The sequence below is a fragment of the Anaerolineae bacterium genome (assembly GCA_013178165.1).
Lineage (GTDB): Bacteria > Chloroflexota > Anaerolineae > Aggregatilineales > Ch27 > Ch27.
Genome location: JABLXG010000001.1, coordinates 441512 through 462072, shown reverse-complemented (window position 1 = coordinate 462072; position 20561 = coordinate 441512). Strand labels below are relative to the sequence as shown.

Below are 20561 nucleotides of genomic sequence, written 5' to 3'. Positions count from 1 at the left end.
GAGCCGGGAGAAGCGGCCTTATGCACACCAAGTCCTTATCTAACCGCAAACAGGGCCAGGCGCTGGTGGAATTTGCCCTGATTTTGCCTGTCGTGCTCTTTCTGATTTTTGGCATCCTCGATTTCGGGCGTTTGCTGATCGCCTACACTTCGGCCTCGGGTAACCTGCGGGCAGCCGCGCGTTACGCCACCGTCGTCGGCCTGGTCGGCACCCGGCGCTACCTGGACTGCGCCGGGATGGAAGCCACGGCGCGCAATGTGTTCTTTGTCAACTCACAGACGGTGACGATCAACTACATCAAGGCCAACACCGGGACGACCATCCCCTGCGCTTCGATCAGCGACGCTATGCTGGAGAATGGCGACATCCTGCAGATCAACAGCACCAACACCGTCAACCTGATCACGCCATTCCTCAACAACATCTGGCCAAACATCACCCTCAACTTCACAGCCCGGCGCACTATCGTCAAGGACATCACGCTGCTGGCGACCATCAGCGACACTGAACCGGATGGTCTGGAAGACGCCTGGGAGATGCTCTGGTTTGGCACTCTGAATTACTCCTCCACCGATGATCCCGATGGCGATGGGCTGAACAACGGCCTGGAGGAAATCCTGGGTACCAATCCGACAAATCCCGATACCGACGGGGACTCGGCCAACAGCTGCGGACGCCGATTGTGGGATGGCGAAGAGGTGTTCGTCTACGGCACCAATCCCACTAACCCAGACACCGACGGTGACGGCATCTCGGATGGCGAGGAGCTATGCAACGGCACCGATCCCCTGTCATGGCAACCGATAGCGGTCGACGATATCGACATCGTCAGCAACGCTGGATGGACCAGAATCGTTGATGTCCTGGCCAACGATCGCGCCCAACAACCAGAGAATCTCTACATCGTCCGCTTTGATGCCGTCACGACCCAGGGCGGTCGGGTCAGGTTGATCACCAACGGCTCGACCGGCGTTGGCGCTGGCCGCGACGACTACTTCGAATACCAGGCGCCACTCTTTTTCGTTGGCACAGATACCTTCACCTACACCATCACTGATGCCAGCGGCGTCCAATCCACGGCTACCGTGACCCTCAACGTCAATGCGGGGAGCGCCACACCGGTGCCCACCGCTGTCCCGGCTGACTTCGCCTTCGAAGCCCCCTTCTGGGACCCCGTCCTGGAAGCCAACCGCGACTGGTGGCGGCTGAATAACGGCGCGGTCTTCATGGGCTACGAAGACTGGCAGGTGGAGTGGTGGGCCTGGAGCGGCGCGACCATTGACAATGTCAATGCCGAGATGTCCACGCCGCCGGACTGCACCGTTACTCAGGGTTACAATGCGCCGCTAGCCTTCAACTGGGGCACCGGTGGCCCCGCCCCAGGCGGCGACTGTGGCACGGCCAACCCCTGGCGCACCGATAACTTCATCGCCCGCTGGACACGCTCCTTCGGCGTGGCCAATGACTTCACGGCCACCTTCAAGATCATGGCCGATGACGCTATCCGCATATTCATCGACGGCAGCCCGGTGGTTAACCAGTGGGTACTGGGCGCGGGCCGCTACGAGACGTCCATCAATTACACCTTTTCCGGTGGCGTTGAGCACACCATCGTGGTCGAATATGCCGAGTACACCGGCAACGCGCTGGTGATCTTCGCCCCGCATGACGGGACCAACGAGGATCGCGGCCTCTGCGGCTGGGCCATGACCAACGACAGCGCCTACCAGGACAGCATCCCCTCCTGGACGGACTTCCCGAACATCAACTACTATCCCGATACCCGCTGCCACCTGGAATTGCGCGGCACGGTTAACCTGGCTACGCTGACCACCCCACCACAGATGAGCTTCTGGAACCGCTGGGTGCTGGCCGATGCCAGCGATGTAGCCTGGCTCCAGTTCCGCGAGGCCGGAACCAACACCTGGTATGGCCAGCGGTTACACCAGGGGCCGGAGACGCAACTGGACTGGACGCGCGAGGTTATCGATCTGTCTGCCTTTTCCGGTGAATCGATGACCAATGGTACCCCGGCTACGCTGGACTTCACCGGCAAGACCATCGAGTTCCGCTTTATGCTGCAGGGTGGCGATGATCCCGGCACCGAGCAGGGCTGGTGGATCGACGAAATCCTGATCGACCAGAGCGTGCCGGAGGTCTACACCATCGGCTTCTTCGACGACATGGAAAGCGGCAACCGCTACTGGCTACCGGGCAGTCAGTGGGCAATCACCACCGAAAGAGCCTACAGCGGCATCAGCGCCTGGTCGGATAGCCCCTACAGCAACTACAGCGGTAACGCCAGCTACCTCCTGCAACTCAACGGCGTGGTGGACATCACCGACACCACCGTCGCCACCAGCCCGGAACTGGTCTTCTACCATGCCTGGCGGCTGGGCGTCGGCGATAGCATCTTCGTCGATATCTCCTATGACGAGATCACCTGGACGCCGTTGACCGGCGGCCCGCTCGCCACCGGCGATACCAACACAGCCTTCACCCGTCAGGAGATTCCGCTGAGCGGCTACCAGACTCAGCCGTTCTACCTGCGCTTCCGGCTGACCTCTGACGCCGTTAACGAATCGAGCGGCTGGTGGATCGACGATGTCGCGATCCAGAATCACGACAATAGCTTCTTCACCTACCCGTTCTTTGATGACATGGAACTGGGCGGAGATAACTGGCTCCCCGGCGGCAGGTGGACAATCTCCCCGGAAAGCGCCTACAGCGGTTTCTCCGCCTGGTCGGACTCGCCCGGCGGGACATACGTTCACGGCAGCAACAGCAGCCTGCAAACGGCCAAACGCTTCAACCTGGCCGCAGGCGGAGCCACCCAGCCGGAACTGAGCTTCTGGTACCGGCGCGACATTGCGGCGACCGACGCTTTCTACGTCGAAATCTCAACCGATATGGGAGCGACCTGGCAGACGATCTGGTCCTACCAGTATCGCTCCAACGACGGCTCGACCAACCCTGAGGCGCCCGATTCGACTGGCACTTCCGGCGTACCCTGGGTGGAGTTCAACCGCCAGCTCGCCTGGGAGCGGGTCTCGGTGGACATGACGCCGTACATCAGCACACCATTCTACCTGCGCTTCCGTATGGATGCGCGCGCCGACACGGCGGTCGGTGATGGCGTCTGGCTCGATGACATCCGCCTGGCGGAATATACCGGCCTGACCAGTCCCCATACTCTGCCCTTCAGCGACGACATGGAAGGCACGACTAACTGGCGCCTGGGCGGTAGCTGGAACCTGAGCAACGAGAGCCGTCACGGCGGCACATATGCCCTCACCGATAGCCCGAACATCTCCTACACGACTGACACATGGTCGGTGCTGGAGCTGATCAAGCCGATCGATCTGCGCGGACTGGGCGCTAACGACTTCCCCATCCTGTACTGGTGGGATCGTTTCGCTCTGAGCCAGTATGACTACGCCCGCGTGCAGGTCTCCGTATGGAACGGGCCGGGCTGGAGCAACTGGTCAGCCTGGACGGAGATCTCCCAGCACTACTACAACACTGTTCTTTCCTGGGATCGTCGTCAGGCCGATCTACGGCCCTTCAAGGGCAAGCTGGTACGCATCCGCTTTGTCCTGGATGCATTGCAACAGGATAGTGTCGCCGATGGCTGGTGGATCGATGATGTGTCGGTTCAGCTTTATAACCCAACCATCACCCCGTACACCAGCTTCTATGAAGACGCCGACAGCCTGGCCGGCTGGGTACCAGATGGCACCTGGGGCATCAGCGGGATCACCCGCAGCGCGGGCAGCGGCAGCGGCGCGTTTGGCCCTGGCTCCTGGAGCGCCTACTTCTACGATCTGGAGCAGTATGGGACATGCGGCGGCGCAACCGATGCCCAGCGCGCCGAGAAGGCCATGCTGGGCCAGACCTTCCCGACGGGTACTGGCTGTAGCCAGAACCTGGGCGCCACCTACACCCCTTATGGCGGCGGGCCGGTGCCCCTCAGCGCTGTCAATTTCAACTGCAGTGCGGGGGCCATCCCTCACCCGGACGGCACCTGTAGCACCACGTCCTGGAAGACCGGCTACGACCACTTCGCTATCAAGTTCGTACGGGCCTTCACCGTCCCGGCGACACGGCAGTACGACTTCAGCGTGACCCACAACGACGGTGCACGACTCTACATCTACCCGGCAGGCCCGTACACCAACCCGGTGATCAACCGCTGGATGGATACTGAGCCGCTCACGCCAACGGATGCGGTCAGCGTGACCCTCGGCCCTGGCGCCTACACAATTGAGCTGTGGTACTACGACAACACCGGCCCGGCGGCTATCCAGCTTAACACCGCTGTGCCCAGCTTCTCCTTCCACGACAGCCCCCTGGGGAGCTACGCCTACCGCGATGACATGTCCCTCACCCTGGATGGTCTGATCGACCTGACCGGGGCCACCCAGCCGGTGCTGTCCTGGTACGAGAGTTACGACCTGGCCGATGAGACCACCTGCGTCGTGCCGGAAATCTCGCTGCCGTACGTGAGCTTCAACCGCTGGGTCGCTGTCGCCACTGAAGTATGCGGTCCGGCCACCAGCACGACCTGGCAATTGCGGGAAGCTCCGCTGCGAGCGCTGATCCAGAGCAGGTTTGGCCTGACGCCGCCCTACACCGGCAACAATGCCCTGCTGGCCCTGCGCTTCCGCCTCTCGGCGCTCGGCACGGCGACGGCTGATGGCTGGTGGGTGGACGACATCAGTATGCGGACAAACAGCGCCCCCATTGCCGTCAATGACACCTATACCACCGCCGAGGACACACCGCTGATTAGAATGGTACCCGGCGTGCTGGGCAACGATAGCGATCCAGACGGCGACACGCTGACGGCCACCGTCGCCAGCAATCCGTCACGCGGTGCCCTGACGCTCAGCGCCAATGGCGCCTTCACCTACACGCCGCTGCTCAACTACAACGGCTCAGACAGCTTCACCTACACGGTCAGCGACGGCAAGGGCGGTACAGCTACAGCGACTGTCTCTATCACTATCACCCCGGTCAACGACCCGCCGGTAGCCAACAACGACTCGTACTCCGTCAAGAAGAACAGTACACTTAACGTTGCTGCGCCCGGCGTGTTGAGCAACGATACCGATGTGGAAGGTAGCCCGCTAACCGCGATCTTGGTTGCTGGCCCGGCTAACGGTACGCTGACACTCAACGCCAACGGCTCGTTCACCTATTCGCCAAAACCCGGCTACACCGGCACAGACTCGTTCACCTACCGCGCCAGCGATGGCTCAGCCACGTCGAATGTGGCGACCGTGACGATCAGGGTCAACTAGGGCAACCAGGGATGTAAGATGGAAATAGCTTCTGGCTGAGGGCGAAACTGCCCTCAGCCAGGGCCAATCAGGATGCAAAGGCTACCGGCGGGCAGGCCCAGGGTATGGGAAATCCCACACCCTGGGAGCTGGCCGTAACATTGTGGCAGTGAAAGCGGTTTAGAGGTTAGAGGCGATCGGTAGCCAATGAGTGCGATTGACAGGATAGATACCATGAAACAGCCAGCCATGATGGTGGGAATAATCATCGCCGTCCTGCTGATTCTCTGCTCCCCCGTAACCCTGCAGGCCCAATCGGGAGGAACCACTACCAGCGCATGCCCTCAGATCGTGGAAATTGCCCTGGCCACCACCCACCAGCTCTGCGAGCGTATCGGCGAGAACCAGGCCTGTTACGGCCATGTGCTGGTGGATGCGTTGCCACAGGATCATGTTGAGGAGTTCGCGTTCAGCCAGGAAGGCGATATCGCCGAACTGGTCGACCTGAAGACCATCCGCCTCAGTCCGATGGATCTGGAAAGTGGGCTGTGGGGGGTGGCCCTGATGAACCTGCGCGCCTATATGCAGTATGCCAGCCCGCAGCCGGTCACCTTCCTGCTGTTCGGCGATGTGGAGATCAATAACAGGGTCGCACCGGCTCCTACCATCGAGGTCACGGTAGCCTCCCGCACAGCGGTAAACGTGCGGCTGGCGCCGACGCCCAATGCTGGCGTGATCGGGGTGCTCCAGCCTGGCCAGACAGTGACCGCCAAAGCCCGCCTGGCCGATAACTCCTGGCTGCGCGTGGCCCTGCCGGATAATGACCGGGTCGGCTGGACCTTTGCCGCCAACCTGACCAGCGAGGAAGACATCAACACCCTGAATGTGGTCGAGTCGTGGGCGCCATTCTACGGGCCGATGCAGGCCTTTTACTTCCGCAGCGGCATCGATGACGCTGCCTGTGTGGAAAGCCCGCCCAGCGGCCTGCTGATCCAGACCCCGGAGGGGGTGGCGGAGGTCACCCTGCTGGTCAATGAGGTCAGTATCCAGATGAGCGCCACAGCCTACCTGCAGGCGGCGCCAGGCGAGCAGATGACCTTCAGCGTGCTCAGCGGCTGGGCCATCGTCGAGGCCGCCGGGCGGCAACAGCCGGTTTTCGCCGGGACACAGGTCAGCATCCCGCTCAGCGCGGACCTGACCCCCGTTGCGCCACCCAGTGCGCCTGCGCCATATGACCTGGCCGCGCTTCAGGCCTTGCCGCTGAACCTGCTGGGTAGCCCCGTGACGATCGCCAGCCCGCTGCAAGCCACCCAGATCATGCAGTTGCTGGAAGCAGTGGCGGAGGCGGGGGGCGTGATCAGCAGCGCCAGCGTCGCAGCCGCCGCGGAAACCTCTTCCGGTTCCTCCGACACCCTGCCACCGGGATTGGAGGGGGCGGCTCCGCCCGGTCAGGGCGGCACGGCCCCCGGCCAGGGCGGTACCCCACCCGGCCAGACCAAGAAGTAAACTTTGCGCGGTGCGCCCCGCCGGCTATGGGCCGGTAGAGAAGCGTGGGCTGATTGATGATCACCGTCAAAATCTGCCCGACCTGTAAACACGAGAATGCCGAGGAAGCGGCTTATTGTGTTCATTGCGGGGCGCTGCTGGTCAGCGGGCGCAGCGATACTACCACCCGGCCAGTCAGCGAGACGGAAATCCTCAAGCTGGCCGCTGAAGCCTCCCCCCCGCCTGGGGCTAAGGCTCCACCCGCCGCCGCGTCGCTGGCGTTGTTTGTCGTTGGACAGGAACAACCCATCCTGCTCGGCCACGAACAGACGATCATCCTGGGGCGCGGCGGCAGTGGGGAAAGCGGCCCGGCGCTGCTCGACCCGCAACTGGCCGTCCGGGCGGGGGTATCCCGCAATCATGCCAGTATCAGTTATGCTGATGGCGTCTATACCATCAAAGACCTGGGCAGCACCAACGGCACCTGGGTCAACAACAAACGCCTGCTGGCCCAGATGCCGTATGTCCTGCAGAGCGGCGACCAGATCCGGCTGGGGGCGCTGGTGATCTACATCTACTTCCAGGGGTAGCCGCGCCGGGCGGCAAACCGTCCGCCGATCGCCGCCTGTTGGCTTACCTGGCTGGTTCCGAACCCTGAGATACTACCCACACGCGAGGCGGGCAGCCCATGCAATTACAGGATGTCAAAGTCATCAAGGGCTATCTGTTGACCGACCTGATCGGCGTCGGTGGCTTTGGCGCGGTCTACCGCGCCCAGCAGCCCATCGTCGACCGGGAAGTCGCCATCAAGGCCATCCTGCCCGAATATGCCAACCACCCGGAATTCATCCGCCGCTTTGAAGCCGAAGCGCAGTTAATCGCCCGCCTGGAACACCCCCACATTGTCCCTCTGTACGACTACTGGCGGGAACCGGACGGGGCCTATCTGGTCATGCGCCTGCTGCGCGGCGGCAATCTGCACGAGCGGCTGGCCCTGGAAGGAGCCTGGTCACTGGAGGCGGCGGCGCGCCTGCTGGATCAGGTGGCCGCCGCACTGGACGCCGCCCACCGTCGCGGCATTGTCCACCAGGACATCAAACCCGGCAACATCCTCCTGGACGAAGACAGCAACTGCTACCTGGCTGATTTTGGCATCGCTAAGAATCTGCTAGATGTTCAGGAAATGTTGCACAAGGGGCCGCGCATCGGCACACCGTTGTTCATGGCGCCGGAACAATTCAGCCCCGAAGGGGTGGTCACCCCGCAAACAGATATTTATAGCCTGGGCATTGTGCTCTATGCCACCCTGACCGGACGTGTGCCATTCGCCCACGCCGAAACGACCATGATCATCCGCAGCCATCTCAACGATCCCCTGCCGCCGGTGCAGTTTGCGCGCCCGGAGCTACCGCATGAGATCAATAACGTGTTGCGCTGCGCCACTGCCAAAGAGCCGCAAGCCCGCTATGAAAGCGCATTGGCCATGGCCGCCGATTTCCGGCAGATCGTCCCCGGCCTGGCGACCCTGCCTATACCGCCCACCAGCATACCAGCGCCAGCCGCCGACATGCCCACCGACGCCTCAACGATTGTGCTGCAGGGGCATGCTCTGGAATTGCAGAATCCCTACAAGGGCCTGCGCGCCTTTCAGGAAGCCGACGCCAGCGACTTCTTTGGCCGCGAGGCGCTGACGGCGCGGCTGCTCCGGCGGTTGCAGGACCCCGATCGCGCCGGGCGTTTTCTGGCGGTGGTTGGCCCCAGCGGCAGCGGCAAATCCAGCGTGGTGCAGGCGGGCGTCATCCCCTTGCTACGCCAGGGCTATGTCAGCGGTTCGGCACGCTGGTTCATCGTCCGTATGCAACCAGGCGCTGACCCCTTCGCTGAACTGGAAACCGCTCTGCTGCGCATCGCGCTGGCCCCGCCGCCGGATATGTCTGCCCGGCTGCGCGGCAGTATAGAGGGTCTGGCCGGCATCGTGGGCCAGATTTTGCCGGATGACGATTCGGATTTACTGCTGGTCATCGACCAGTTCGAAGAGATCTTCACCCAGACCGCCGATGAAACTATCCGCGCTCGCTTTCTCAAGAGTCTGCACCACGCCGTAACCGCCCCGGATTGCCGCCTGCATGCTATCATCACCCTGCGCGCTGACTTCTACGACCGCCCGCTGCTCTACCCCGACTTTGGCAACCTGATCCGCGAGCAGACCGAAGTTGTCCTGCCGATGAACGCCAGCGAACTGGAGCAGGCCATCCTCCGCCCGGCGGAACGCGCCGGGCTGAGCATCGAGCCGGTGCTGGCCCGCGCCCTGGTGGACGATGTGATCGAGCAACCCGGCGCCCTGCCCCTGCTCCAGTACACCCTGACCGATCTGTTCGAGCGCCGGCAGAACACAACCCTGACTTACGCGGCCTACCAGGAAGCCGGCGGCATTTCCGGCACGCTGGCCCGCCGCGCTGATGAGCTGTATGAGCAACTACCACCGCCGCGCCAGAAGCTTGCCCGTCAACTCCTGCTGCGTCTGGTGGCCGTCAGCGAGGGCACCGAGGCCACGCGCCAGCGCGTCAAATGGGGCGCACTGCTCTCCCTGGTGTCAGAACCAGAGCGCCCGGTCATCCGCGAAATCCTTGACCTGTTTGGCCGCAACCGCCTGCTGACCTTTGATCACGACCCGCAGACCCGCGAGCCAACCGTCGAAGTAGCACACGAAGCCCTGATCCGGGAGTGGGATCGGCTGCAGGGCTGGCTGGAGGAGAACCGCGCCGACTTGCTGACCCAGCGCCGCCTGGCTACCGCCATCCTGGAGTGGAACAATGCCGGGCGCGATCCCAGTTATCTGGCTACCGGCAACCGCCTGGCCCAGTTCGAGGCCTGGCGCGCCAGCACCAGCCTGACGCTCAACGCGGATGAGATCGCCTATCTGGACGCCAGCGTCGCCCTGCGACGGCGCGCCGCCAACCGCCTGCGGCTGTTCATTGCCGCTCTGATCCTTTTTGCCCTTGTCTCCCTGGGACTGGCCAAATTCGCTTTCGACCAGCAGGCGGCCACCGCCCAGCAAGCGCGTATCTCCCGCTCGCGGGAACTGGCCGCCACCGCCATCACCAGCCGCGCCGCGCTCGACCTCTCCCTGCTGCTCAGCCTGGAGGCTCTGCGCAGCGCGGATACGTTCGAGGCGCGCAGCAGCCTGCTGACCGGCCTGCAGGCCCAGCCGCAATTGATCACCTTCCTCCACGGCCACACCGACTGGGTGCGGGATGTCGCTTTTTCGCCGGATGGGCGGATGCTGGTCAGCGCCGGGCGCGACGGCACGATCCGCCGCTGGGATGTGGCCGCCCGCCAGCCCATCGACCCGCCGCTGACCGGCCACACAGACTGGATCAACGGCCTGGCCTTCAGCCCGGATGGATCGCTGCTGGCCTCGGCAGGCCGCGACCGTACCATCCGCCTGTGGGATGCAGCCTCCGGAGAGCCGATTGGCGACCCGCTGGTCGGGCACGCCGCAGAGGTATGGGCTATTGCCTTCAGCCCGGACGGCGCGGCGCTGGTCTCCGGCGACGCGGAAGGCGGGCTGCTCCTGTGGAACCTGACGGGCACCCCCACCATCACCCGGCGGTTGGAAGGCCACACCGGCGCCATCTATGCCGTCGCCTTCAGCCCGGATGGCCGTCTGATCGCTTCCGCCGGTGAGGAGCAGACCATTCGTCTGTGGGATGCGGCCAGCGGGGAAGCGCTCGGCGATCCGCTGGCCGCCCATGCCAACTGGGTGCTGGCTCTGGCCTTCAGTCCGGATGGGACGCGCCTGGCTTCGGTCGGCGTGGACGCCAGCGTGATCCTGTGGGATGCACAGACCCGCCAGGCGCTGGGCCGCCTGCAAAATGCCCATAGCGGCTGGATCCGGGATGTCACCTTCAGCCCGGATGGGGCACGCCTGGCCACCGCCAGCATGGATGGCACGCTCCGCCTGTGGGAGGCCAACAGCGGCCTGCTCACCACCACCCTGAATGGCCACCGCGACGCCGTGTGGAGCGTCGCCTTCAGCCCGGATGGATCGTTGCTGGCTTCCGGGGGACAGGATAACGCTGTCGTGCTATGGGCCAGCGAGCCAGGCCAGCGGTTAGCCCATCCGGTCGCCATCGCCCTGCCTTCAGCGGCGAGCATCGCCTTCAGCCCGGATGGTGCGCTCGCGGCGACAGCCACCGGCCAGTACCTCGGCTCGAACGAAAGCAGCGCCATCACCCTCTGGCAACTTGCTAACGCCAGCCCCGGCAGCACACCGCCCTCAGTCACGCTGCCGGGCCACGCGGAAGTGGTTACTGTGATCGCTTTCAGCCCGGATGGCACGCAGCTGGCTTCCGGCAGCGTCGACCAGACCGTACGTCTGTGGGCTGTGACGCCGGACGGCGCGGCAGCACCGGTCGGCGAACCGATGCCGGGACACGCCAGCGCGGTGATCAGCCTGGCCTTCAGTCCGGATGGCTCGCGGCTGGCTTCTGGCGACGACGACGGTATGATCCTGCTGTGGGACGCGGCGACCGGGGCCGCCAGCGGCGATCCGCTGCAGGGCCACAGCGATAGTGTGACGGCGCTGGCCTTCAGCCCGGATGGTCGGCGGTTGGCCTCCGGCAGCCGGGACGGGCAGATTGTGCTCTGGGACACGACCGACAGCCGCCAGATCGCCGCCTTCCCGGCCCACGATACCGCGGTAATGACCCTGACCTTCAGCCCGGACGGGCAACTGCTGGCTTCTGGTGGGCGGGATAATCTGGTTAGGTTGTGGGATGCCGCCAGCGGGCAGGCGATCCGTCCACCGCTGGTCGGGCACGCCCACTGGGTGCTCAGCGCCGTCTTCAGCCCGGATGGCTCCACCCTGGCGACCGGCAGCCGTGACGGCGGCATTCTGCTGTGGGATGTTGGGACGGGGCGGCCGCTCGGCGCGGCGCTGGTGGGGGAAGGCGGCTGGATCACCGCCCTGGCCTTTGCCGCTGACGGCCAGACCCTGCTGGCCGGGAGCACGACAACAGCCATCACGCGCTGGGATGTCGGCACGGCTGTCTGGGCGGAGCACGCCTGCCAGATCGCCGGACGCAACCTGAACGCGGAGGAGTGGGCGCAATACTTGCCCGGCGCAGATTACCGGGCAACCTGCGGGGAAGCGGAACCAGAACAGCCAGGATAGCCTAGCGGCATGCGCTAGCCGCCTCACGAATCGCGTCGCGCAGGGCGCGGGCCGCCGCCGCCGGATCGGAATCGAAGATCACAGCGCGGGAAGCATTGATGATCAGCCCTCGCCCATCCGGAGCCAGCCCGGCGCGGACGGTCGCCGCCACCTCTCCGCCCTGCGCCCCGATCCCCGGCACCAGCAGCGGCATCGCCCCCACCAGAGTGCGGATGCGGGCCAGTTCATCGGGGTAGGTCGCCCCGGCCACCAGCATACAGTTGCCATGCACGTTCCAGCTATCGCGCACCTGCTCGGCCACCACCTGCCACAGCGGGCGGCCATCGACGAGCCGATCCTGCAACTCGCCCGCGCCGGGGTTGGAGGTCCGGCACAGGATGATGCACCCCCGGTCCGCCCGCTCCAGGAAGGGCATCAGCGCTTCCCGGCCCAGATACGGGTTGAGCGTAACCGCGTCAAAGCCAAGCCGATCGAAGATCGCCGCAACATAGCCCTCATTGGTTGAGCCGATATCGGCCCGCTTGGCGTCGCAGATGGTCAAGATGTCGGGGTGGTTATCGCGCAGGTACGCCATCGTCAGGGCCAGATCGGTCAGGCCTGCCGCGCCGCGCGCCTCATAAAAGGCCATGTTGGGCTTGTAGGCGCTAACGTAAGGATAGGTCTGGTCGATGATCCAGCGGTTGAAGGCAAACTGCGGGTGCGGGTCGGCCTGGAAGCGCGGCGGCAGCCGGTCGAACTGGCTGTCCAGTCCGACGCACAGCAGTGAATCAACCGCCTCCACCCGCCGATGGTATTTGGCAATCGCGCCGCTCATCCTTCCGCCTCCTCCTGGCTCGCGCCTGGCCAGCCATGCGGGTCGCGCAGCCACGCCTCCACCAGCGCCAGTTCCGCCGGGCCAAAATAGCCCAACGCCGCCGCCTCCGCCGCGATCGTCGCGAAGGGCGTCAGCGGGTGCAACCGCACATCCGCCGCCTGGAATGCTGCCCATGCCTCCGGGAAGCCATAAGTCGTGATGCACAGGCAGTCGGTCACGGTCGCCCCTGCCGCCCGCAGCGCCTCAACCCCGGCCAGGCTGCTGCCGCCGGTTGTGACCAGATCTTCCACCAGCAGCACACGCCGCCCGGCAACATCGCCGCCTTCGATCTGGCTGCGCAGGCCGTGATCTTTGGCTTCCTTGCGGACAAACACCGAGGGCGTCATCAGGCGATAGGCCAGGGCCGCGCTGTGCGGGATGCCCGCTGCAGCGATCCCGGCGATCACATCGAAGGCCAGGCCCTGCGCGGCGATCACCTGGCAAAAACCTTCGATCACCAACCGCCACTGCTGCGGCCAGAAAGGCAACCGCCGGTTATCCACGTAGACCGGCGACAGGATGCCAGACTTGAACTTGACCGGCGCCCGCGGTGAAAACACCACCGCCCGGATTTCCAGCAGGGCGCGGGCGATCGCCTGCGGCGAAACTTCAACAGAAGCAGTCATCATCCTCACTCTCCGAACCGTGGCCCACAGCGACCTGCAAGCCCTCTGACTGCCACCGACAGGCGCCGGGCCCGCAGCCAGCACACGCCCCGTGCCAACGCTCCCTACTCCCTATTCCCCTCTGCCATCTCCGCCTGAATCAGCGCCGCGGCATAAGGCCCCCGGTAGACCAGGGCCGACCAGTACTGCGCCGCCCGGACGCCCAGCGCGGCAAAGTTGCGGTAGGTCGTGCCATCCAGCACGCCCCCGCAGCCGATCACGTCCACCGGCCAGCTGCCCGCCGCCTGTTCTTCCATCAAGGCGCGCACCGCTGCCAGCGCCGGAGCATGCAGCCGTCCGCCGCCCACGCCTGCCGTCAGCGTCTCATCGCCCGGCGCAGGCAGGCCGAGCGTGTTGGTGGCGATCACGGCCCGCACGCCCACTGCTGCGAATACGCGCAGCAGGGCGCGGTACTGGGTAGTGCTCAGGTCTGGCCCCACTTTGACCCACAGCGGGATCGCCTGTCCGGCAGCCGCTTCAGCCTCGCGCAGGCACGTTACCGCCGCGCCGCACAGCTGCTCAGCCAGGTCAGCGGTCTGGTTGCCGCCCGGATCGTCTTCGGTATTGGGGCAGCTCAGGTTGAGCGTGAACCAGGTCGGGTACACCCCGCGATCCAGAAAAGCCCGCAGCGAAGCCAGCACTTCCTCTGTCTGGCGGTCCGGATCGTCCACGCTGGGGCTGACGGCGATGTTGATCCCGAACTGCGCGGGCAACTCGTGCTTCCGCGCCCCCAGGAAAGCCGCCGCCGCCAGCACGCCGGGGTTGCGCAGGCCGACACGATTCTGCGTTGAACCGGTGGCCGGATCGCGCCACAGGACGGTGCCGGGGTTGCCAAGGCGCGGCCAGCGGGTATAAGAACCAAACTCAACCGGTCCGGCCAGCGCGGGGATCGTCCGCCAGCCAGGGATGATGTCCCGCCCGGCCTGCACAGCAGCCAGCGCCGCCGCTTCATCGGCGAAGCCCTCGCCTTTGACCAGCCCCGCCGCCAGAATCAGGGGATGATCCAGGCAGACACCGCCGACCTCGACCGGCGCAGGCGGCATCATCGCCTGCCGCAGCGCGGCCAGCAGCCCGGCCAGCCAGGGTTGGCCATCAGCAAAGCACAGCAGGCGTAGCATGTGCGCGTGGGCCTGCTGCGCCGATGACGTACGGAAGATCAGCGGGCGTAGCAAACCGGCATACCCTGCGCGGTTGAGCCACAGCAGGAAACGCTTCACCCCGCTGCCCCTTCCCCGCTGAACAGGTTCCGCCCGGAACCCAGTTCCGCCAGAACCTGCGTCCCGTCGAAGACCAACCGCCCGCGAATCCAGACCTCGCGCACCCGCCCGTAGACACGCATCCCGGCAAAGGGCGACCAGCCAGGCGCCGTGCGCAGGTTGGCGGGGACGATCACGAACGAATCGGCCAGGTCAACGCGCGTGTAAGTCCCCTCAGGCGGGCGCAGACCGAAGATACGCTGCGGGTTGAGCGCCACCAGCTCCACCAGACGCTCCTCGCTCAGGCGCCTCTCGTGTACCGCCAGCCCCAGCAGCGGCAGGGTCGTTTCCAGGCCCGGCACGCCAAAGGCTGGTTGCGGCGCGGTTTTCTCCGCCACTGTATGCGGCGCGTGATCAGACTCGATCACATCAACGAGGCCATCATCCACCGCCGCCCACAGCGCCTCCACATCCGCCCGCGTCTTCAATTCTGGTTTCATCCGCCCGAAGCCGCCCAGCCGGGGGACATCATCCTCAGTCAGGTAAAGATGATGCGGGGTGACGCCAATGCTGATCGGCAGGCCCTCGGCCCGCGCTGCCCTCAGGTAGCCGATCTCCTCTGCGGTGCTGACATGACAGAAGTGGGTATGCTTGCCGGTGCGGCGAACCAGTTCCAGGATGCGGGGGATGGTCTCGCCTTCGGCATGGACGGCGATCACCCGCCCGGCGGGCCAGGCGGCATAGATTCGCTCCCGCAAGGCCTGATCCTCCACCAGCAGCGTCCCGGTCGTGGCGTTGTTGTAGATCTTCAATCCACAGACCGCCGCGCTCACCGCCGCGAACTCGGCCCTGTTATCCTTCTGGCTGGCGCCAAAGTAGACGCCCCAGTCGCAGACCGCTTCCTCACCCAGGGCGGCCAGCTTAAGCGCCAGGGCAGGGCGATCGATGGTCGGCGGGGGCGTGTTGGGCATATCCAGCACGGCCCAGTAGCCGCCGGCCAGTGCGGCGGCCGTCTCGCTGGCGAACGTCGCCTTGTGCGACCAGTCCAACCCGCGCAGATGCACATGCGGATCGACCATACCGGGGATGGTGAGCAGAGTCATGGCGCGTTTCCCTTCCCTCACAACCGGTCTGGCGGACCGGGCAGGCTGCCCGGCCCGCCCTCAGCCAGCTAGACCCACAGCCCGCCCAGCACTTTGGCCAGCAGGGCCATCCGCACAAACATGCCGTTTTCCATCTGGCGGAAGTACACCGCCCGCGGATCGGCGTCCAGCGCGTCGTGATCCTCCGGTGTGCCCATTTCGTTCTTGCGGGGCAAGGGGTGCATCAGGATGGCGTCCGCTTTAGCCTGGGCCAGTACCGGCGGCGTCATGATGAAACGATCCTTGATCGCCTCGTAGTCTTCCGGCGCGGCAAACCGCTCTTCCTGGACACGCGTCCAGTAGATCACATCAGTGTGGCCGAGCACATCGTACAGGTTGTCCGTCTCGTAAACCGTGATCCCCATGCTCTTGACCAGGCTGACAACCGATTCGGGCATACGCAGCACATCTGGCGCGACAAAGTTGAGCGTGACGCCCTGCGCGCCATAGAAGGCCAGCAGCTTGGCCAGCGAGTGGACGGTACGCCCATGCTTGAGATCGCCCACCAGGGTGATGTTCAGGCCGTCGATCGTCTTCTTGAAGTCGTAGATGGTGAACAGGTCCAACAGGGCCTGAGTGGGATGCTCGCCCACGCCATCACCACCGCTGATCACCACCGGCTGGCGGACGATGCCCTGGTCGCGGAGCGTATCCAGGTAATGAGCGGCCTCGTAGGAAGAGCCGACTTCCGGATGGCGCAGGACGATCACATCCGCGTAGCAGCCAACCGCACGTACCGTATCGGCCAGATTCTCGCCCTTGTAGATCGACGAGAAATGTACGCCGTTGCTGGCCGTGATCACCTGCCCGCCCAGATGACTCATCGCCGCCTGGAAGGACATATCGGTACGGGTACTGGCCTCGTAGAACAGCGTCGCCATCACCCGCCCCGCGCCAAGCTGGAGCAGGCCGCGGTCGTTCTGCTTCATACGCCTGCGGATGGACAGCGTGGCATCGAACAGGATTTGCAGGTCCTGGCGGTCAAACTGATCGACGGAGATGATGTGCTTGCCGGTGAAGTCGCCCTCGATCCGTGGCGGCTTGTACACGTCGATGAAACGGACAGACTGGCGCAGATCAGCACCTTTGAGCGTTACCTGGGACATGGAAACTGGTGACCTCCCATAAAAAAGCCACCCCGCGGGTGGCTTGATCACGAACAAGAGCCTGAAAGTCTGGCGGTGGACGCCGGTCCGGCGATCAACGGCAAAGCGCGGCGCTGGCGCCCCTCCACGCTGTTCCGGAGCGCCGGCGGTTGCACCCGCGTGCGCAACACCGTTGACCCTGGCCGAATCTTCATCCTGCTGGCATCCCGGCGATAACGATACGTCGCTGTGGGGCATTGGCCTGGCATCCTGCCAGGTGGCAGGCGCAAAAAACCAGAGCCGCTGGCCCTGGACTTTCAGGGTACACAGGACGGGCGGCTTTGTCAAGAGAGATTTCTTTGCTCTGCGCCCCCGCCCGCACTCATGCGGATAAGCGGGCCGGGGCGTGATACAATCATCCCCGTTGTCAGATCTCCACCTACTGCACACCGAGGGAAGAAATCATGCCCTGCTCAGCCCGTCACGCGCAGCATGTCCCTGACTGGGAGAATCCGCAGATCACCGCGATCAACCGCCTGCCTGCCCGCGCGCCGCTGATCCCGTTCCCGGATGAAGCAACCGCCCTCAACCACCGGCAGCGCGAGGATTCCCCTTACTTTCATTCCCTCAACGGACGCTGGCGTTTTCATCTGACCCCTAACCCGCAGTCCGCGCCAGCGGGTTTTTGCCAGCCTGAGTATGATGCCGCTAACTGGGGAACGATTGACGTCCCCGCTAACTGGATGATGCAGGGCTACGACAAGCCGATCTACACCAACGTCAAGATGCCCATCCCCAACGATCCACCGCGCGTCCCGCACGACGACAACCCGACCGGCCTCTACCGCACAGCGTTCACACTCCCGGAGGGTTGGGCCGGGCGGCGGGTGATCCTGGCCTTTGAAGGTGTGGAAAGCGCTTTCTACGTCTGGATCAACGGCCACCAGGTCGGCTACAGCCAGGACTCGCGCCTGACCGCTGAATTCGACATCACGCCCTTCCTCCTGCGGGGCGAGAACACCCTGGCCGCTATGGTTATCCGCTGGTCGGATGGCAGCTACCTGGAAGACCAGGATCACTGGTGGATGGCCGGTATCTACCGCGACGTGTACCTGTATAGTGTGCCAAACGTCCACCTGGCCGACATCTTCGCCCGGCCAGAGCTGGATGATAACCTGCGCGATGGGCAGCTGCACGTCCGTGCCCGGATCGGCGTAGCCACGGGGGCCAGCGCGGCGGGCTGCCGTGTCAGCATGGCGCTCTATGACCCGGATGGCGCGCCGCTGTTTGCCGCGCCAGTCAGTGCGCCAGTCGTGCTGGATGACAACACCATCCTCAAAGCCGAGCTAACAGCAGCCATCCCTGCCCCGCGTCAGTGGTCAGCGGAAACACCGCACCTGTACACGCTGGTCGTCGCCCTGCAGGATGCCGAAGGCCAGACGGTAGACGCCCGTCGGCTGCGCATCGGCTTCCGGCGCATCGAAGTGCGCGGACGCACCCTGCTGATCAATGGCCAGCCGGTGCTGATCAGGGGCGTCAACCGCCATGAACATGACGACCGGCGCGGCAAGGCTGTCACCCTGGAAAGTATGATCGCCGACATCCGGCTGATGAAGCAGTTCAACTTCAATGCCGTGCGCACCAGCCACTACCCCAACGATACCCGCTGGTACGACCTGTGCGACGAGTACGGCCTTTACATCATCGACGAGGCCAACATCGAGTGCCACGCCCTCTATAACCGCCTGGCCCATGAGCCAGAGTGGTTGAACGCCATCGTCGAGCGCGGCGTACGCATGGTCGAGCGCGACAAAAATCACCCCTGCATCATCCTGTGGTCGCTGGGCAACGAGAGCGGCTACGGCCCGGCCCACGACGCCCTGGCCGGCTGGATTCGCGGCTACGATCCCTCCCGCCCGCTGCACTACGAGGGCGCGATCAACCGGGACTGGTACGGCGGCCACCTGGCGACAGATATCGTCTGCCCGATGTACCCGACCATCGAGCGTATCGTGGCCTACGCTGACGACCCGCGCGGCGACCGCCCGCTGATCATGTGCGAGTACGCCCATTCGATGGGCAACAGCACCGGCAACCTTAAAGAATACTGGGAAGCCATCGAGAGCCACCCCGGCCTGCAGGGTGGTTTTATCTGGGATTGGGTGGATCAGGGCCTGCTCAAAACCGACGAGCAGGGACGTAACTACTGGGCCTACGGCGGCGACTTCGGCGATACCATCAACGACCGCAACTTCTGCATCAACGGCCTGATCTGGCCCGACCGTACCCCGCACCCGGCCATGTGGGAATGCAAAAAACTGTTCCAGCCGATCCGGGTGGAGGCGGTTGACCTGGCCGCCGGGATCATCCGTGTGACCAACCGCGCGTATTTCACCGGGCTGGAGGGGGTGCGTGGCGCGTGGGAAATCGCCGCTGACGGTGAGACGCTGGCCGCCGGCGCGTTGCCGGCGCTGGATATCCCGCCGCAGGAGAGCCGCGAAATCCACCTGACCTACACGCCGCCCGTCCTCAAGCCCGGCGCGGAAGCCTTCCTGACTGTGCGCTTCACCCTGGCGGAAGATACGCCCTGGGCCTCCGCCGGGCATGAGATCGCCTGGGAGCAGTTCGCGCTGCCGCTAGCCGCGCCCGGTCCAACCCGCCTGGCGCTGGAGCGGCTCCCTGCCTTGGGCCTGACCCAGGAGGCCGGGCAGGCCGTGATCGAGGGCGGCGACTTCCGCCTGGCCTTTGACACCGTCGCCGGGACAATCGCCGCGCTGAGCTTCCGGGATACTGCGCTGATCGCCGCCGGGCCAATGCTCAATGTGTGGCGCGCGGCGACCGACAACGATGGCTTCAAGGCCGAGCCGGCGCTGGCTGTCTCGTCAGCCCAGCCGCCCAAGCTGCTCAAGCTCTGGCTGGATGCCGGGCTGGATCGCCTGGAACGGCGGGTCGAGGCGGTGGATGTGACTCAACCCGCGCCGGGCCTGGTCACGATCACCGTCCGGGCGGTGGCGCAGGCTACCGGAACGACCACCCGCCTGCACCACACGCTGACCTACAGCATCTTTGGCAGCGGCGATGTGGTCATCAACGCCGCGATCCACGTACCGCTCGACCTCCCACCCCTGCCACGGCTGGGCCTGACGCTGCAGCTCCCCGGCGGGTTCGAACAGGTGGCCTGGTTCGGGCGCGGCCCCCACGAAAGCTACATCGACCGCAAGGCAGGCGCACCGGTTGGCCTCTACCGGGGCACGGTAGACGAGCAGTATGTGCCTTACATCCTGCCGCAGGAGAACGGCAACAAGACTGACGTGCGCTGGCTGGCGCTGACCAACGAAGCCGGAACAGGTCTGCTGGCGGTGGCCCAGCCGACCATGGAAGCCAGCGTCAGTCACTACACCGCCACCGACCTGTACGCCGCTTTCCACACCAACGAGCTGACCCGCCGCGACGAGGTGATCCTCAACCTGGACCTGATGCAGTGCGGGCTGGGTGGGGCCAGTTGCGGCCCCGGCACACTGCCGCAATACCTGCTGCTGCCGGGCAGCTACACCTTCCGCGTGCGGTTGCGTCCGATCAGCGCGGGCGACGACGTGCAGAGCCTCAGCCGGCTGCTGATGCCGCTGGCTGCCGGGTGATCTGGCGGGCCAACCACCGACTCAAAAGGGCGCACGTCA

The 20561-nt window shown here is 64.8% G+C and carries 10 protein-coding genes; 5 read left to right on the top strand and 5 right to left on the bottom strand.

What is annotated here, in order from left to right; all coding sequences use genetic code 11:
• Positions 1–20: 20 nt before the first annotated feature.
• The 4 genes from HPY64_01860 (at position 21) to HPY64_01845 (ending at position 11943) form a co-directional block, all read left to right on the top strand.
• Positions 21–5303, top strand: coding sequence for a tandem-95 repeat protein (locus HPY64_01860; protein NPV65872.1), 5283 nt, complete (start codon positions 21–23; stop codon positions 5301–5303).
• A gap of 213 nt (positions 5304–5516) precedes the next feature.
• A complete protein-coding gene (locus HPY64_01855; GenBank protein ID NPV65871.1) occupies positions 5517–6788 on the top strand; it encodes an SH3 domain-containing protein in 1272 nt (423 codons plus the stop codon).
• A gap of 56 nt (positions 6789–6844) precedes the next feature.
• The gene (locus HPY64_01850) at positions 6845–7357 is read left to right on the top strand and encodes an FHA domain-containing protein (protein NPV65870.1); all 513 of its coding nucleotides are present in this window, start codon (positions 6845–6847) and stop codon (positions 7355–7357) included.
• Positions 7358–7455: 98 nt separating this feature from the next.
• Entirely contained in the window at positions 7456–11943 is a 4488-nt protein-coding gene (locus HPY64_01845; GenBank protein ID NPV65869.1) for a protein kinase, read from the top strand.
• Position 11944: 1 nt separating this feature from the next.
• Here the strand turns inward: HPY64_01845 and pyrF are convergent, their stop codons facing one another.
• The 5 genes from pyrF to pyrB all read right to left on the bottom strand — a co-directional run bounded on the left by pyrF (position 11945) and on the right by pyrB (position 16905).
• On the bottom strand, positions 11945–12757 hold the full coding sequence (gene pyrF, locus HPY64_01840; protein NPV65868.1) for an orotidine-5'-phosphate decarboxylase: 813 nt from the start codon (positions 12755–12757) through the stop codon (positions 11945–11947).
• A complete protein-coding gene (gene pyrE, locus HPY64_01835) occupies positions 12754–13425 on the bottom strand; it encodes an orotate phosphoribosyltransferase (GenBank protein NPV65867.1) in 672 nt (223 codons plus the stop codon). Before pyrE ends, pyrF begins: the two co-directional genes overlap by 4 nt.
• Before the next feature lie 101 nt (positions 13426–13526).
• Positions 13527–14678 (bottom strand): hypothetical protein, encoded by a 1152-nt coding sequence (locus HPY64_01830; protein NPV65866.1) that lies wholly within the window; start codon positions 14676–14678, stop codon positions 13527–13529.
• Complete coding sequence (locus tag HPY64_01825) at positions 14675–15760, bottom strand: amidohydrolase family protein (protein NPV65865.1); 1086 nt, start codon at positions 15758–15760, stop codon at positions 14675–14677. Before HPY64_01825 ends, HPY64_01830 begins: the two co-directional genes overlap by 4 nt.
• A 68-nt stretch (positions 15761–15828) precedes the next feature.
• The gene (pyrB, locus tag HPY64_01820) at positions 15829–16905 is read right to left on the bottom strand and encodes an aspartate carbamoyltransferase (protein NPV65864.1); all 1077 of its coding nucleotides are present in this window, start codon (positions 16903–16905) and stop codon (positions 15829–15831) included.
• A gap of 443 nt (positions 16906–17348) precedes the next feature.
• On the opposite strand from pyrB, the gene HPY64_01815 reads away from it, so the two are divergent.
• A complete protein-coding gene (locus HPY64_01815; GenBank protein NPV65863.1) occupies positions 17349–20522 on the top strand; it encodes a DUF4981 domain-containing protein in 3174 nt (1057 codons plus the stop codon).
• Positions 20523–20561: the final 39 nt, after the last annotated feature.

Excerpts from the sequence above, each read along its gene's own strand:
- HPY64_01860 (NPV65872.1), top strand. The coding sequence starts at position 21 with ATGCACACCAAGTCCTTATCTAACCGCAAACAGGGCCAGGCGCTGGTG.
- HPY64_01855 (NPV65871.1), top strand. The coding sequence starts at position 5,517 with ATGAAACAGCCAGCCATGATGGTGGGAATAATCATCGCCGTCCTGCTG.
- HPY64_01850 (NPV65870.1), top strand. The coding sequence starts at position 6,845 with ATGATCACCGTCAAAATCTGCCCGACCTGTAAACACGAGAATGCCGAG.
- HPY64_01845 (NPV65869.1), top strand. The coding sequence starts at position 7,456 with ATGCAATTACAGGATGTCAAAGTCATCAAGGGCTATCTGTTGACCGAC.
- pyrF (NPV65868.1), bottom strand. The coding sequence starts at position 12,757 with ATGAGCGGCGCGATTGCCAAATACCATCGGCGGGTGGAGGCGGTTGAT.
- pyrE (NPV65867.1), bottom strand. The coding sequence starts at position 13,425 with ATGATGACTGCTTCTGTTGAAGTTTCGCCGCAGGCGATCGCCCGCGCC.
- HPY64_01825 (NPV65865.1), bottom strand. The coding sequence starts at position 15,760 with ATGACTCTGCTCACCATCCCCGGTATGGTCGATCCGCATGTGCATCTG.
- pyrB (NPV65864.1), bottom strand. The coding sequence starts at position 16,905 with ATGTCCCAGGTAACGCTCAAAGGTGCTGATCTGCGCCAGTCTGTCCGT.
- HPY64_01815 (NPV65863.1), top strand. The coding sequence starts at position 17,349 with ATGCCCTGCTCAGCCCGTCACGCGCAGCATGTCCCTGACTGGGAGAAT.